The sequence below is a fragment of the Bradyrhizobium sp. Crot121 genome (assembly GCF_059512385.1).
Window position 1 is genome coordinate 109010 of sequence record NZ_JCAMOR010000010.1, and the last position, 14269, is coordinate 123278.

Consider the following 14269-nt stretch of genomic DNA (forward strand, 5'->3'; position numbering starts at 1 on the left):
CACGATGCCCCGTTCCAGAATCAACGTGTCAAACACCAGGAGGATTGACCCATGACTGTTCATCTCCACCCGTCGATTGACAACGGCATCCAGAAGGGTTCCGGCAGCTTTGCCGGTGGCACGCTGGTCTGCAAATGCTCGGACCGACCGGTGAAGGTCGAGATCAAGGGCGACGTTGCCCACAACCACGCCTGTGGCTGCACCAAATGCTGGAAGCCGGAAGGGGCGATGTTCTCGGTCGTTGCGGTGGTACCGAGACAGAACCTGACGGTGCTGGAAAACGGCGACAAGCTGCAGATCGTCGACCCCGCGGCCGTGATCCAACGCTATGCCTGCAAGGATTGCGGCACGCATATGTATGGGCGGATCGAGAACAAGGCGCATCCGTTCTACGGCCTTGACTTCATCCATCCCGAACTCTTCCAGGAAAGCGGCTCGGCGGCGCCGGGATTTGCTGCGTTCGTCTCGTCGGTGATCGAGTCCGGCGCCAAGCCGGAGGATATGCCGGCGATCCGCGGCCGGCTGAAGGAATTGGGACTCGAGCCCTATGACTGCCTGTCGCCGGCACTGATGGATGCGATCGCGACTCACGTGGCGAAATCCAAGGCTGCCTGATAGGGCCGCTTAACAAGGCTGCCTGATTTGCCCGCGCTCCCGCTGGCGGTGCTTGACCGCCAGCGGTGCCATCCGTGCCTGCACCGCAGCATTTTCCGCTGCACGCGCCCATCCTTCATATTGCTCCCGTAAATTAAGTCAGTTCCGCCTTTTCCCGATCCGCGTCTGCCTCGCGGCGGTGAATTTTTCGTCGGCCGCGTTTGCAAAAATATCCTGACGATCTAACATCACCGACGGTCGGCCCCGCTTTTGACAAACGGCAAATGCAGAACACCGGGCTGTGAAGTCACTGTCGCATCGGTTTCTGATAACATTTGTTTTTCTCGATGCGCGCGGGCGGCGCATTTCATTTGAACATAGCAAAGGAGCAGCCGGACACGGACTACCGATCGTGCAACGGGCTCTCCTTAAACATCTCCAAGGACCTGCCCGCCGCACGAGACCCAGAAGTGGTCGCGAGCGCAGGGAGAAATATGTTCTCGCTCGTGGCCTGCAGACATCAACAGCTTAAGAAGAGCGAGGGACGATCATGGTCAAGTTGAAGATTAATGGTCAGGAACAGAATTGGGATGGCGATCCCGATCTTCCGCTACTCTGGTTCATCCGTGACGAAGTCGGGCTCACCGGCACCAAATTCGGTTGCGGTCAGGCGCTGTGCGGCTCCTGCACCGTGATCATAGACAAGCAGGCGGTGCGCGCCTGCATCACCTCGGTGTCGGATGCGGCCGGCCGCGAGATCACCACCATCGAGGGCCTGCACCCGACCGGCGATCACCCGGTGCAGAAGGCCTGGCGGCAGGTCAACGTGCCGCAATGCGGCTATTGCCAGGCCGGCCAGATCATGCAGGCCGCCGCGCTGTTGGCGGACAATCCAAAACCGTCGCACGACCAAATCCGCGAAGCCATGTCCGGCAACATCTGCCGCTGCGGCTGCTACCAGCGGATCGAGAACGCGGTTCATCTCGCATCGACGGGGGTGTGACATGAATATCCTCACCAATCCCAACAAGCTTCGCGGTTTCGAGAAGCACATCAAGATCGAGAACGTTTCGCGCCGCAGCATCCTGAAGACCTTAGGGCTGGCCGGCGGGTTCGTGCTCGCTGCACCTGTGATGATACGTCCGAGCTTTGCCTACGACACCGGCGCGGGGAAGATGCCGCACGGCGTCGTGGTCGACCCGCGTGTCTTCGTCTCGATCGCGCCTGACGGCATCGTCACGATCGTCGCGCACCGCTCCGAGATGGGAACCGGTGTGCGCACTAGCCTGCCGCTGATCGTGGCCGAAGAGCTTGAAGCCGACTGGTCGCGCGTCCGCGTCCAGCAGGCGCATGGCGATGAGGTCAAGTTCGGCAACCAGGACACCGACGGCTCGCGCAGCACGCGGCACTATCTGATCCCGATGCGCCAGATCGGCGCCTCGGCTCGCACCATGCTGGAGCAGGCCGCGGCGAAACGCTGGGGCGTGCCAGCGGGCGAGGTGAAGGCCGCCAATCACGAAGTCGTCCACAGCGCAAGCGGGCGCAAGCTCGGCTTCGGCGAGCTGGCGGCCGATGCGGCAAAGGAGTCGGTTCCAAGCATCGAAGGCCTGAAGCTCAAGAACCCAAAGGACTTCCGCTACCTCGGCAAGGGCGAGATCAGCATTGTCGACCTGCACGACATCACGACGGGTGCGGCCCGTTATGGCGCCGACGTGCGGCTGCCCGGCATGAAGTATGCCGTCATCGCGCGTCCGCCGGTGACCGGCGGCAAGCTCGCCTCCTTCGACCCCGCCGACGCGCTGAAGGTCTCCGGCGTCGAGAAGGTGATGGAAGTGAGGGGATGGCCGTGGCCGTCGAAATTCCAGCCGCTCGGCGGGGTGGCCGTGATCGCACGCAACACCGGCGCGGCGATCAAGGGCTGCAACGCGCTGAAGGTGACCTGGGAGGACGGCGCCAATGCCAAATACGACTCGGTCGCCTATCGTGCCGAGCTCGAGGCAGCCGCGCGCAAGCCAGGCCTCATCGTACGCAAGGAAGGCGACGTCGAGGCGGCGTTAAAGAGCGCCGACAAGGTCATCGTCGGCGAGTACTATCTGCCCCATTTCGCCCATGCCAGCATGGAACCGCCGGTCGCGGTCGCCAACGTCAAGGGCGACAAGGCGGAGGTCTGGGCCCCCGTGCAGAGCCCGGGCGGAACGCGCGAGGACGTCGCCAAGACGCTCGGCATTCCCGAGGAGAACGTGACCGTCAACGTCACGCTGCTCGGCGGCGGTTTCGGGCGCAAGTCGAAATGCGACTTCGCGCTTGAGGCCGTGCTGCTCTCGAAGGAGCTCGGGGTGCCCGTGAAGGTGCAGTGGACGCGCGAAGACGATGTGCGCCACGACTTCCTCCACACCGTCTCGGTCGAGCGGATCGAGGCCGGTCTCGACAAGAGTGGCAAGGTGATCGCCTGGCGCCATCGCAGCGTGGCTCCATCGATCGCCTCGACGTTCGCCGCCGGGACCGTTCACCAGGCGCCGTTCGAGCTCGGCATGGGATTGATCGACAATCCGTTCGAGATCGCCAACCTGCAGTGCGAGAATCCGGAAGCGGCCGCACATACCCGCATCGGCTGGTTCCGTTCGGTCTCGAACATCCCGCGCGCGTTCGCGGTGCAGTCCATGGTCGCCGAAATCGCCCAGGCCACCAACCGCGATCCGAAGGATATGCTGCTGGAGCTGATCGGTTCGCCGCGAATCGTCAATCTGTCCTCGGTGAAGGATCCCTGGAACTACGGCGAGCCCTATGACAGCTACCCGATCGACACCGCGCGGCTGCGCAAGGTGGTCGAAGTGGTTGCCGACAAGGGCGGCTGGGGACGCTCCGTGCCCAAGGGCCATGGCCTCGGCATCGCGGTGCACAGGAGCTTCGTCAGCTACATCGCGACCATCATCGAGGTGGCTGTCGACGACAAGGGCAAGCTGACGGTGCCAAGGGTCGACACCGCGATCGACTGCGGCACCTATGTCAACCCCGAGCGTATCCAGTCGCAGATCGAGGGCGCGGCGATCATGGGCCTGAGCCTCGCCAAATATGGCGAGGTCACCTTCAAGGACGGCAAGGTGCAGCAGGGCAATTTCGACGATTACCCGGTAATCCGGATCGACGAATCCCCTGCCGTGACCAATGTCTACATCGTGCCGCCCGCCAGCCCCGATACGCCCCCGAGCGGCGTCGGCGAACCCGGCGTCCCCCCGTTCGCGCCGGCGCTGATCAACGCGATCTTCGCCGCGACCGGAAAACGTATCCGGGCGATGCCGATCGGCAAGCAACTGGAGGCATGAGGCGGAACGCAAGCTCGCACCAACCGTTTCATCGATCTGGAGAGGAGACAGATCGATGAAACACAATTTCCCGGCGCTCGCGGTGTCGCTACTGGCGGGCGCCTTTCTTTTGAATACGCAGGCGGCGAACGCACAAGCGAACACGTCACCACCTGCAACTGCCACCCGGCCGGCGAAGACGCCCGCAGAGCAGAATTCCCTGCCGAACAACGCCCCACCGGCGACCACCAACCAGACCACGGGCGAAGCCAGCCGCGACCCGACGATCAAGAAGATGAACGAGGACGAGAAGGCGAAGGTCGACAACAAAGGCAAGTAATTTCCTGTTCCTAATAAAGAACGGCGGACCTTTCGGTCCGCCGCTTTGTCCCCCCGCTCCGCCGCGGCGCTATTTCTTGACCGCGAACACCCAGACGACGCCGCCCTGGGGAACGTTGTTCTCCACGCCGACATTCTGGGTGGCCAAGGCATCCTGGATGCGCTGCGCGTCGACGCCCCAGCCCGACTGGATCGCGATATATTGCGTGCCGTCGACCTCATAGGACATCGGCATGCCCATGATGCCGGAATTGGTCTTCTGCTCCCACAGCAGCTCGCCACTCTTGGCATCGAAGGCGCGGAAGTTGCGATCGTTGGTGCCTCCGGCAAAGACCAGATCACCCGCGGTCGCGAGCACCGAACCGAACAGTTGCGATTTCGGGAAGGTGTGCGACCAGACCTTCTTGCCGCTGGCTGGATCCCAAGCCTGCAACTCGCCCATGTGAGTGGCGCCGGGGCGCACGGTCAGACCGATATCCTCCGGCTTGGTGCCGAGCCAGAGCTGGCCGGGAACCAGCGGCGTTTTCTCGCCGGAGAAGCCGCCGCAGAAGTTCTCGTTGGCGGGAACGTAGACGAGCTTGGTCTTCTGGCTATAGGCCGCCGACGGCCAATCCTTGCCGCCCCACAGCGACGGACAGAATTCGACCCGCTTGCCAAGCACCGGCTTGTGCTCGGGATCGACGATCGGCCTGCCGGTCTCCTTCTCGATGCCCTTCCAGACATTGGTGTACACGAACGGCCAGCCGGTCACATAGTTGATGCGATCGGGCTTTGCTTCGAGAACCCAGAAGATCGCATCGCGCCCGGGGTGAATGAGCGCCTTGAACGGACGGCTTTCCCGTTCCACGTTGACCAGGATCGGCGCTTCAACCTCGTCCCAATCCCAGGAATCGTTCTGGTGATACTGGAAGTGGGTCTTGATCTTGCCGGTGTCCGGATCGAGCGCGAGCACTGAGCTGGTGTAGAGGTTGTCGCCAGCATGCGCCGAGCCGGGCCATGGTGCGGCGTTGCCGACGCCCCAATAGATCGTCTTCGTGTCCTTGTCGTAATTGCCGGTCATCCAGGCCGATCCGCCGCCGGTCTTCCAGTCGTCGCCGCTCCACGTCTCGCTGCCGGGCTCGCCGGGGGCGGGAATAGTGAAGGTCCGCCACAGCTCCTTGCCGCTATTGGCGTCATATGCGACGACATAACCACGGACTCCGAATTCGCCGCCGGAGCCGCCGACGATGACCTTGCCGTCGACGATCAGCGGCATCAGGGTCATATACTGGCCCTTCTTGTAATCCTGCACCTTCGTATCCCAGACCACCTTGCCGGTCTTGGCATCGAGCGCAACCACATGGTCATCCGTCGTGGCGAGATAGAGCTTGTCCTGCCACAGGCCGACGCCGCGGCTGGTCGGATGCAGCTGGAACAGGTCCTCGGGAAGCTGCCGCTTGTAGCGCCAATATTCGTCGCCGGTCTTGGCGTCGAGCGCGATCACCTGCCCCATCGGGGTTGCAACGAACATCACGCCGTTGTTGACGATCGGCGGCGCCTCGTGGCCTTCGATCACGCCGGTGGAGAAGGTCCATACCGGCGTCAGGCTCTTGACGTTCGAGGTGTTGATCTGCTCGAGCGGGCTATAGCCCTGCCCGTCATAGGTCCGCCGATACAGCATCCAGTTGCCCGGCTCGGGATTTTCGAGACGCGCCGAGGTCACCGGGCTGTAATTCTCGATCGGGCCAGCCACCGCGGCGGTTGAGACAAGGCACGCGAACGCCGCTGCACTCGTAAGAAGCCATTGTTTCCTGCTCATTAGATGCTACCTCCCTGCTCTGTTTTTCATTTACGACCTTTCGCAACTTTTAGTTGCATAACTCCAATTCGTTCGCGTTGCCTGATCCTTCGCCTCAAACACCTACCTTTCCTACGAACGCCGCAGACACTGTGAGCGAACCGTCAGTAAGAGCCAACGGAAGCGCCGCCAGACGACGGGTTGCCGGCCCGAACACGACGTCCGCGTTGTGCCGCGGGTCATATTCGGAATTATGGCAAAAACACTTGAGGACCTTCTGGTCGCTTTCGGCCGCCTTCACCCAACCGGTGATCGGACATCCGGCATGCGCGCAGATCACTGAATAGGCGACGATGCCGTCGGCCGAACGCGCGCGCGTGTCATCATCGAGTTCATCGGGATTTAGCCTGATGACGAGCACTTCATTCAAACGCGAACCTTTGCGGACCACCGAGGTGGCGGGATCCTTCGGCCAGGCGCGTACCGGAGGGCCGCCTAGCTTGAGGTCGTCGGACTTGATGACTTGGCCGGCGCGGTCGCCTTCGGCGATAACGAGGAGATCGCCCTTCTTCGGCCGATCGCTGCTGCCGGGCTGATCCTCTTGCGCCGCAACAGGCGAGGCGGCCGCAACGCAGGCGCCGGTGGCAAGAACCTTCAGAAGCGAACGACGTGTCTGGTCTGGATGGTGCATCTCGAGTTCCATCTTGAGTTGAGGTGTAACACCGAGCTTGAATTCAGACCCGGTGCAAATGAGCGCCGGAACTCTGCCGAAAACAAGGCAATCAATGACTCCGTTGCAGCGGGTGGTTTTTTCTCTTGCCGTTCGTTGTCGACAGCAGCCGCGATGCTCAAGCCCTCATCACATCACGCGCGAGCAGCAATGCAATGATGATTTTTCGGATCAGGTTGGACGCTCCTGAATTTGTGCGGCGCGCCAAGGAACGTGTGCGATGCGGATGCAGGTGAGAGCGTCGAACGTATTAGCCCGCTAACACATCCGCGCTCACGCTCGCGAGAGACGCGCGATTGTAGGGTGGGCTAAGCGCAGCGTGCCTACCATCAGCACTCCGCTCGCAATGGTAGGCCTGCTGCGCTTAGCCCACCCTACGACGCTGCATTCACATCGTCATATGTGGACGGCCCCAATTGGCAAGCACCTTTTGAAGTATCGAACGAGCTGGTCTGCTTCGGTCATATGTCCGGCCTGTTGGTGCGGGCTTATGACCGCTGGCCCTGATGAAATCCGATTGCCGTGGCCCCTATCATTGCGACGAGCTTGGCGGCTCGTGACGTTGTCGGGGTGTCCATGGCTTTCGGTGGTGACCGTATCGCTCATCACTTCTTTCGTGCTTACCAAACGTAACCCGGCATACTCCGTTGGAGTGCTGTTTGCGATGGTGAGATGTAATTCTCGCCGCGCACGGTGACCCAGGCCTCGCGGCCATCGAGCGTAAAGAATGCTTCATGCGGCGATCGGCCGACATAGGTCACATGCTTGGCGGCATTGGTCGCGGTGTCGATGAAGGTTACCGAGTTCGATCCGATCGAGACCACCGCCAGGGTGCGATGATCGGGCGAATAGCCCATTCCGTGGACCAGAACCTGCCCCTTGTAGAGCGGGCTGAAGTTAACGGGTTGCGGATCGCCCAACCTGATCACGCCGAGGAGCTTGTTATCGAGGGGGTCCGTCACCGAGACCGTATTCGAGAATTGCTCCGCCGCGTAAACGCGGTCGTGATGGCTGATCGGCACATCGGGCGCGGACAGCGCGCCGGGCGCTTGTCCTGCCCACGCGGCGGAACAGGTCGCAAGCATCGTACCGGCAAGGAGAAGGCTTTTCCAGATCGTCATGGTTTGCTCCTACTTCTTCGTTCCCGATGACATGTCCATCGGCATGCCTGAGTGGTGATGTTCGACCGGTGTCGAAGCCGGTTACTGTTGTGTGGGAGCAGGCGCGGCATCCGTCACCGGCTGACCGATCGCAAGCTTCATAGCCGCGATTTCCTGCATCTGATCGACGATGATCTCCTGCGCGATGCGCCGTAACTGTTCGTTCTTGCCGTAGCGCAATTCGCTGATCGCCATGTCGATCGCGCCTTGATGATGAGGGGACATCATCGCCACAAAATCGCGATCGACATCGCCGGTCGGCTTGATCTCCATGTCGTTCATCATCCTGGTCATCGCAGCCTCGTTCTCTTTCCAAAACGGAGCCTCGTCGGCGGCAACTGCCGGCTGCGCAGGCTGGTGGGCTTCGTGCGCAAGCACATGCGACGGAAGAGAAAGCGCGATGAGAAGGCGCGCGCCAAGAACCGCAGTGCCTGGACCTGGTCTCGGAAGCATACCTGACAGTGCCGTCACGGCGCCGTGAAACGATGGCCTACGCATTCTGGCCTCCATATTGATTGGGTTGTGGGGGTGTGACGCGTGCAGGCGCGTCTTATTCCGAAGGGCTGCCAAACGGGCCGATCACATAAACGTTGGCGCTCAGAACCGAATGGCAGTAGATGAACCAATATGGAGCGTCTTTTCCTCAACAGTGATGTGCCAGCCACGTCCAGCGGCAGATGGACCTATTGGCGCCCAATGGCGGAGCACGTTGTAGAGCTGGGCACCCTGCACGGTCGCGAGGTAGGTCTGCCGACGCATTTCCACGACGAGAACCAGATCACGTTCGTTCTTTCCGGCAGGCGAAGATTTGTCGTTGAAGGCAACGTCATCGATCTTGCTGCTGGCCAGGGCACGCTGATTCCTGCCGGCATTCCTCATCGTTCCATCGCAGAACCTGCCGGAGTGGTCTGCCTTAATGCCTATGTCCCCGCGGGGAGATATGCGGTCGGCCCGATGTTGAAGGAAATCGAACGCCAGTGGCGCAAATCCGATCAAGTTCGATGGAACGACCTCATTGCAGTGATCCGCGAACACCGCCAGGATGAGATGCTGGCCAGCCCTGCCGCGCCCGTTCGCACCATCTGCGATAAACCCGTCGGAGAGATCGCGGCGCGAATGGGAATGAGCCGTGAAGGCTTTTCCCGCATGTTCACCCGGCGTGCCGGTATGCCTCCTCACGCCTTCAGGCTCGCGAGCAGGCTCAATCGGGCGCGCAAATTGCTGCGTGCCGGTGAGACCATTGCCGCGGTCGCGGCGGAAACCGGGTTCGCCGACCAGAGCCATCTCGGTCGATGGTTCCGGCGGATCTTTGGCGTTACGCCGGGCCAATACCGCTTGGGCTGAGCCTGTCACAAACATTCCAGACGCGCCGATCCGGCTCCCTTAATGGAGGCGCGATAGAGCGCGGAGAGCCAGTCACTCGACTGCGGCGATAGCCACTCATGGCACCGGCTCATACCCATTTGATGAGGTGGTGCGATGCCAGGAGGCTATGTCAACGTGTTGTTCTGTCTCGTGGTGGTGGGCGCGGGAGTCAGCGTCGCATTCCAGCAAGTTCTCAACTCGAACCTCCGGACAGAGCTGGACTCCCCCTGGTGGGCAGGGTTCATCAGCTATCTCGTCGGCACGATAGTCATGCTGGCGGCTGCTACAATCTCCGATCAACCATGGCTGTCGGCCGCCATGGTCGTGCGCACCTCCTTCATTTCATGGGCAGGCGGCATCTTCGGTGCGATCTTCATCGGAACCGCTATTCTTATGGTGCCTCGCCTCGGTGCCGCGACAGTGCTTGCCTTGATTGTCGTCGGTCAAATGATCGGATCACTGGCTTTCGATCATTTCGGCGTTCTTGGTATTCCGCAACATTCAGCAAACCCGGTCCGGCTCGCCGGTGCAGCCCTTCTCGTTCTCGGCGTCACTTTGGTCCGTTTCTGATTGACGGAGCGAATACTGACTTCGGCTGGGTTCGGAACAACGAGGCGCGGCTACACGAAATCGATGTGCTTGTTCAGCGGCAACTCGCGGATGCGCTTGCCGGTGGCGGCGAAGATGGCGTTGGCGAGTGCTGGCGCGGCGGGAGGAACCGGGGGCTCGCCGATGCCGCGGATCGGGCTGCCGTTGTCGACGGCGCGCACTTCGATCGCCGGCGCCTGATTGAGGCGCAAGCCTTGGTAGGCGTCGAAGTTCGTCTGCTCGGCGACGCCGTCCTTGAAGGTCAGTTCGCAATTGACGGCGTGGCCCAATCCCCAGATCACAGCGCCCTGAACCTGGTTCTCGAAATTGGTCGGGTCCAGCACCTTGCCGACATCGGCGGCGACGAACACCTTGTCGATCCGGATGCCGCGCGGCGTGTTCGAGACTTCCACGACCTCGGCCACCGGCACGCCGAATGACAGCGTGAACGCGATGCCGCGGCCGCGATCCTTGCCTGTAGCGCTGCCCCATTTCGACATCTCGCCCACGGTGGCAAGCACTCTGCGCGACGGCTCGTGCCAGCATAGCCGGATCAGTTCCTGCAGCGGATCGGCGCCCGCCGCGTGGATCAACTCGTCGAGGAAGCCATTGTGCAGGAAGCCGTTTGCCGACGCGCCGACCGAGCGCCAGGAGCTCACCGGCACCAACTCCGGCACGCGATAGCCGGTGACGCGATAATGCGGAATCCGGAACGGCTGGTCCCAGGCCCCCGCCACGATCGCGATATCAGGTCCGAAGGTCGGCATCTGCAGCCGCCCGATCTGAGAGGCTGTCACCGACGGACAGGCGACCTTGAGGTCATAGGCTTCGACCTTGCCATCCCTGACCGCGCCGCGCATGCGCGCCATGCCGAGCGGGCGCGGGAAGTCGTGGGTCATGTCCTCTTCGCGCCTCCAGGTCATCTTGATCGGAGATCCGGGATGCGCCTTTGCGAGCTCGACCGCCTGGCGGACATAATCGTCCTCGAGGCGCCGGCCAAAGCTGCCGCCCGACATCAGCGAATGAAGGTGAATCTTGTCAGGTGCGAGCCCACTGACTTCGGCCGCCGCCGCCACCAAGAACAGCGGCATCTGCGTGGCCGTCCAGATATCGAGCCGTCCGTCCTTGAGCTGGACCACGGCGTTCATCGGCTCGAGCGGCGCATGCGCGAGATATGGCACCTTGTATTCGGCCGCGATCGCGCCATCGCCCTGCAGCGCCGTCTCGACATCGCCCTCATCCTTGAGCCGGCTATCCTGGCGCTCGCCTGTGAAGGACGCCGCGACCGTCTCGAACATCGCTGCGCTGGATGGAGGATAGGGCGCCGGGCCCCAATCGCATTTGATCAATTCCGCCGCCTGGAAGGCACGCCAGGTGTTGTCGGCGATCACGCCGACGCCGCCGCTGATCGGCACGACCGCAATGACACCCCTCGCCTTCTCCGCCGCGCTCGCGTCATATCCCTTGATGCCGCCGCCGATGGAAGGATTGGCGCGAACCGTCGCGTAGACCATGCCGGGCATGCTGATATCGATGCCGAACGTGGCTGTGCCGGTCGACTTCGCGACGATGTCGATGCGCTGCATCGGCTTGCCGAGATAGCGCCACTCCGACTCCGGCTTCAGCCGGACCTTGCGCGGCGGTTCGATCTTGGCGGCTTCCGCTGCCAGCGACGCGTAGCTCAGCGCCTCGCCGCGCGGCGTGATCACGCTGCCGTCCCTGGTCTTCAACTGGTGCTTTGGAATTCCGGTCTGCATCGCTGCCGCCTGCAACAGGACTTCGCGAGCAGCCGCGCCGGCAATGCGCATCTTCTCATAGGCATCGGCAACCGACGACGATCCACCGGTGATCTGCAGCCCCAGGAACTTGCTCACCGCGTCGCCCACGACGCGCGCGGAGCGCGCCTTGATGCTGTCGTCGGTTGCCGGAACGGGAAGGCCCTCGGCGGCGGCGATGCCGTTATAGTACGCGCTGCTCGGCGGTCCGAAATCGATCCTGATGTCGTTCCAGGCGATATCGAGCTCCTCGGCGACCAAAGCCGCAAGCACTGACGCGACACCCTGTCCGAGATCGGCGCGCGGCGTGATGATGGTGACGCCGGCCTGGTCGATGCGCACGTAAGGCGTCAGCGCCGCTTGCCCGTCGCCAAGCTCCTTCAGCAGCGGATTGATCGGCTCGCGCTTATAGGCATAGACGCCGAACGCGACGCCGCCTGCGATCACAGCAGTACCGATCAGGAAGGTGCGCCGCGCGATGGTGCCGGCCCTGCTCATGTCGGGCGGCCTTTGAGTTCACGCGCTGCGGTCTTGATCGCAGCGCGGATGCGCGGATAAGTACCGCAGCGGCACAGATTGCCGGACATCGCCTCATCGATATCGTCGTCGCTCGGATTGCCGTTCGCGCTGAGCAGCGCGGCGGCCGACATGATCTGGCCGGATTGGCAGTAGCCGCATTGCGCGACCTGATGCTCGACCCACGCCTTTTGGACCGCATGCAGCGCCGCCGGTGTGCCTAATCCTTCGATCGTGATGACGTCGGCTTTGACGTCGCCGACCGGCAGTGAGCAGGAACGCACCGGCTCACCACCGACATGCACTGTGCAGGCCCCGCACATCGCAATGCCGCAGCCATATTTGGGACCGGTGACGTCAAGCACGTCGCGCAAGACCCACAGCAGGGGCATCTCGTCTTCGACGTCAACCTCATGCGTCCTGCCGTTGACGATGAGCTGCATGCGACCTCCGGAACCCGTGCGATGACGATCCTCGATCGCATGCGCATTTTCTCTGCCGCTCTGGTCAGAGCAACAGCAGCCTATGCCAAAGCCCTGGCTCTGTCATAGCGGTTCGGGGGCAGTTCACACACGCGTGTGCGCGTTGCGCGGCATCAAGCCGCATGCAATCGTAGCCCGGGTGGAGCGAAGCGTAACCCGGGGACCGCCGGCAAACGAGGATACAGGCGTCCCGGTTGCGCTTCGCTTCACCCGGGCTACGAAAGTATCAGGCTACGGAAGCGTCAGGCGCGGCGGCGCTGCGGCGTGGTGCCATTAGCGTCCCAGTGGCTCCAGCTCACGCTTGCGAGGCTTCGCCCGTCGGTGGCCAGCGGCCGCTTGGTTCGCCGCTCGTAATCGCCGATGCAGCGCTCCGCTTCCATGATCTTCCGCTTCAGCTCGCTGATCGCTTGCTCGGTTTTTCGGTTGAAAGTCGGGATAGCGGCCCCCCCGAACCGGGCGATTTCCAATTCCTTGAGCGCAGCGCGGTGCTTCCTGACCTGCGCCCGTTGCCAGGCAATATGGCTATCGCTGTCCGCCGTCATGTTGCAGCCACCAGCTTGGATCGTTGCGCGGCATTGGGCACTTCGATGTCAACCTCGAGCATCGAGACAAATTTGCCCCGATCCAGCTTGACCACGACCTTCTCCGGATCGAGATCCACATGCTTGGAAACCACGGCGAGGATTTCGGAGCGCAGCAGCTCCAACAGTTCGGGCGCGCCGCTGCCACCCACCCCGCGTTCATGCGCAAGCAGGATCTGCAGCCGTTCCCGCGCGACTGGCGCGGAGCCGGAGCGGCCGCTCATAAGCCGCAGGAGATTCATCATGCCGCCCTCCGTCGTAATAGCCTGTTCATCAGTCCCTTGCGTTCAACCGGCACCGTCATGGGCACCGTCTCGCCCATCAGGCGGCGTACAGCGTCCATATAGGCGCGGGACGGCGCGCTGTTCGTGCTGTTCAGCGTGACCGGGCAACCGACATTGGATGCGCGCAGCACGTCCTGGCTTTCGGGGATGATGCCGAGCAGCGGCGTCGCAAGGATCTCCAGGATATCGTCGATCGAGAGCATCTCGCCGCGCGAGGCGCGCGAGGCGTCGTACCGGGTGACCAGGAGGTGCTTCTCGACCCGCTCGCCCCGCTCTGCTTTGGCGGTTTTCGAATCCAGCATGCCGATGATGCGGTCGGAGTCGCGCACCGAGGAGACTTCGGGATTGGTGACGATGACCGCCTCGTCCGCATAGCGCATCGCCAGCGTCGCGCCGCGCTCGATGCCGGCCGGGCTGTCGCACAGGATCCAGTCGAACTTGGTCCTAAGCTCGTTGATGACCCGCCGCACGCCCTCATCCGTGAGCGCGTCCTTGTCGCGGGTTTGCGACGCCGGAATCAGCCACAGATTCTCCAGGCGCTTGTCGCGGATCAGCGCCTGCGAGAGCTTGGCGACGCCCTGCACCACGTTGATGAGGTCGAACACGACCCGCCGTTCCGCGCCCATCACCAGGTCGAGGTTGCGCAAGCCGACATCGAAGTCGATCACGACAACGCTTTGTCCGGCTTGCGCAAGAGCCGCACCGAGCGCAGCCGTGGACGTCGTCTTGCCGACGCCTCCCTTCCCAGACGTCACGACCAAAACCTTGGCCATTTT

At 62.5% G+C, this 14269-nt stretch carries 13 protein-coding genes and 2 pseudogenes; 6 read left to right on the forward strand and 9 right to left on the reverse strand.

What is annotated here, in order from left to right; all coding sequences use genetic code 11:
* Positions 1-51: 51 nt before the first annotated feature.
* The 4 genes from gfa (at position 52) to AC5ZGW_RS12455 (ending at position 4236) form a co-directional block, all read left to right on the forward strand.
* Positions 52-615 carry an S-(hydroxymethyl)glutathione synthase gene (gene gfa / locus AC5ZGW_RS12440; RefSeq protein ID WP_130225904.1) on the forward strand — a complete coding sequence of 188 codons (564 nt, stop codon included), beginning with the start codon at positions 52-54 and terminating at the stop codon, positions 613-615.
* 529 nt (positions 616-1144) lie between these two features.
* Positions 1145-1597: a (2Fe-2S)-binding protein gene (locus AC5ZGW_RS12445; RefSeq protein ID WP_130225903.1), complete on the forward strand. Its 453-nt coding sequence runs from the start codon at positions 1145-1147 to the stop codon at positions 1595-1597.
* Position 1598: 1 nt separating this feature from the next.
* A complete protein-coding gene (locus tag AC5ZGW_RS12450) occupies positions 1599-3917 on the forward strand; it encodes a xanthine dehydrogenase family protein molybdopterin-binding subunit (RefSeq protein WP_130225902.1) in 2319 nt (772 codons plus the stop codon).
* Positions 3918-3972: 55 nt separating this feature from the next.
* A complete protein-coding gene (locus AC5ZGW_RS12455) occupies positions 3973-4236 on the forward strand; it encodes a hypothetical protein (protein WP_130225901.1) in 264 nt (87 codons plus the stop codon).
* A gap of 69 nt (positions 4237-4305) precedes the next feature.
* Here AC5ZGW_RS12455 and AC5ZGW_RS12460 read toward each other — a convergent pair whose 3' ends face one another.
* The 4 genes and pseudogenes from AC5ZGW_RS12460 to AC5ZGW_RS12475 all read right to left on the reverse strand — a co-directional run.
* Complete coding sequence (locus AC5ZGW_RS12460) at positions 4306-6033, reverse strand: methanol/ethanol family PQQ-dependent dehydrogenase (protein WP_130225900.1); 1728 nt, start codon at positions 6031-6033, stop codon at positions 4306-4308.
* A gap of 94 nt (positions 6034-6127) precedes the next feature.
* Positions 6128-6703, reverse strand: a complete 576-nt coding sequence (locus tag AC5ZGW_RS12465; RefSeq protein ID WP_349645072.1) for a QcrA and Rieske domain-containing protein — start codon at positions 6701-6703, stop codon at positions 6128-6130.
* A gap of 707 nt (positions 6704-7410) precedes the next feature.
* A pseudogene (locus AC5ZGW_RS12470) lies at positions 7411-7863 on the reverse strand (YncE family protein); the annotation flags it as partial.
* Positions 7864-7947: 84 nt separating this feature from the next.
* Positions 7948-8355 (reverse strand): annotated as a pseudogene (locus AC5ZGW_RS12475) (DUF305 domain-containing protein); the annotation flags it as partial.
* Positions 8356-8529: 174 nt separating this feature from the next.
* On the opposite strand from AC5ZGW_RS12475, the gene AC5ZGW_RS12480 reads away from it, so the two are divergent.
* Both AC5ZGW_RS12480 and AC5ZGW_RS12485 read left to right on the forward strand, forming a co-directional pair.
* A complete protein-coding gene (locus tag AC5ZGW_RS12480; RefSeq protein WP_130225898.1) occupies positions 8530-9246 on the forward strand; it encodes an AraC family transcriptional regulator in 717 nt (238 codons plus the stop codon).
* Between the two features lie 135 nt (positions 9247-9381).
* A complete protein-coding gene (locus AC5ZGW_RS12485; protein WP_130225897.1) occupies positions 9382-9837 on the forward strand; it encodes a DMT family transporter in 456 nt (151 codons plus the stop codon).
* A gap of 50 nt (positions 9838-9887) precedes the next feature.
* On the opposite strand, the gene AC5ZGW_RS12490 is transcribed toward AC5ZGW_RS12485, so the two are convergent.
* The 5 genes from AC5ZGW_RS12490 to minD all read right to left on the reverse strand — a co-directional run bounded on the left by AC5ZGW_RS12490 (position 9888) and on the right by minD (position 14266).
* Positions 9888-12128 carry a xanthine dehydrogenase family protein molybdopterin-binding subunit gene (locus tag AC5ZGW_RS12490; RefSeq protein ID WP_130225896.1) on the reverse strand — a complete coding sequence of 747 codons (2241 nt, stop codon included), beginning with the start codon at positions 12126-12128 and terminating at the stop codon, positions 9888-9890.
* Positions 12125-12589, reverse strand: coding sequence for a (2Fe-2S)-binding protein (locus tag AC5ZGW_RS12495; RefSeq protein WP_130225895.1), 465 nt, complete (start codon positions 12587-12589; stop codon positions 12125-12127). The genes AC5ZGW_RS12490 and AC5ZGW_RS12495 overlap by 4 nt, the downstream gene beginning before the upstream one ends.
* A gap of 281 nt (positions 12590-12870) precedes the next feature.
* A complete protein-coding gene (locus tag AC5ZGW_RS12500) occupies positions 12871-13170 on the reverse strand; it encodes a hypothetical protein (protein ID WP_130225894.1) in 300 nt (99 codons plus the stop codon).
* Positions 13167-13451, reverse strand: coding sequence for a cell division topological specificity factor MinE (gene minE / locus AC5ZGW_RS12505; protein ID WP_028162659.1), 285 nt, complete (start codon positions 13449-13451; stop codon positions 13167-13169). Before minE ends, AC5ZGW_RS12500 begins: the two co-directional genes overlap by 4 nt.
* On the reverse strand, positions 13451-14266 hold the full coding sequence (gene minD, locus AC5ZGW_RS12510; RefSeq protein WP_130225893.1) for a septum site-determining protein MinD: 816 nt from the start codon (positions 14264-14266) through the stop codon (positions 13451-13453). Before minD ends, minE begins: the two co-directional genes overlap by 1 nt.
* Positions 14267-14269 lie beyond the last annotated feature (3 nt).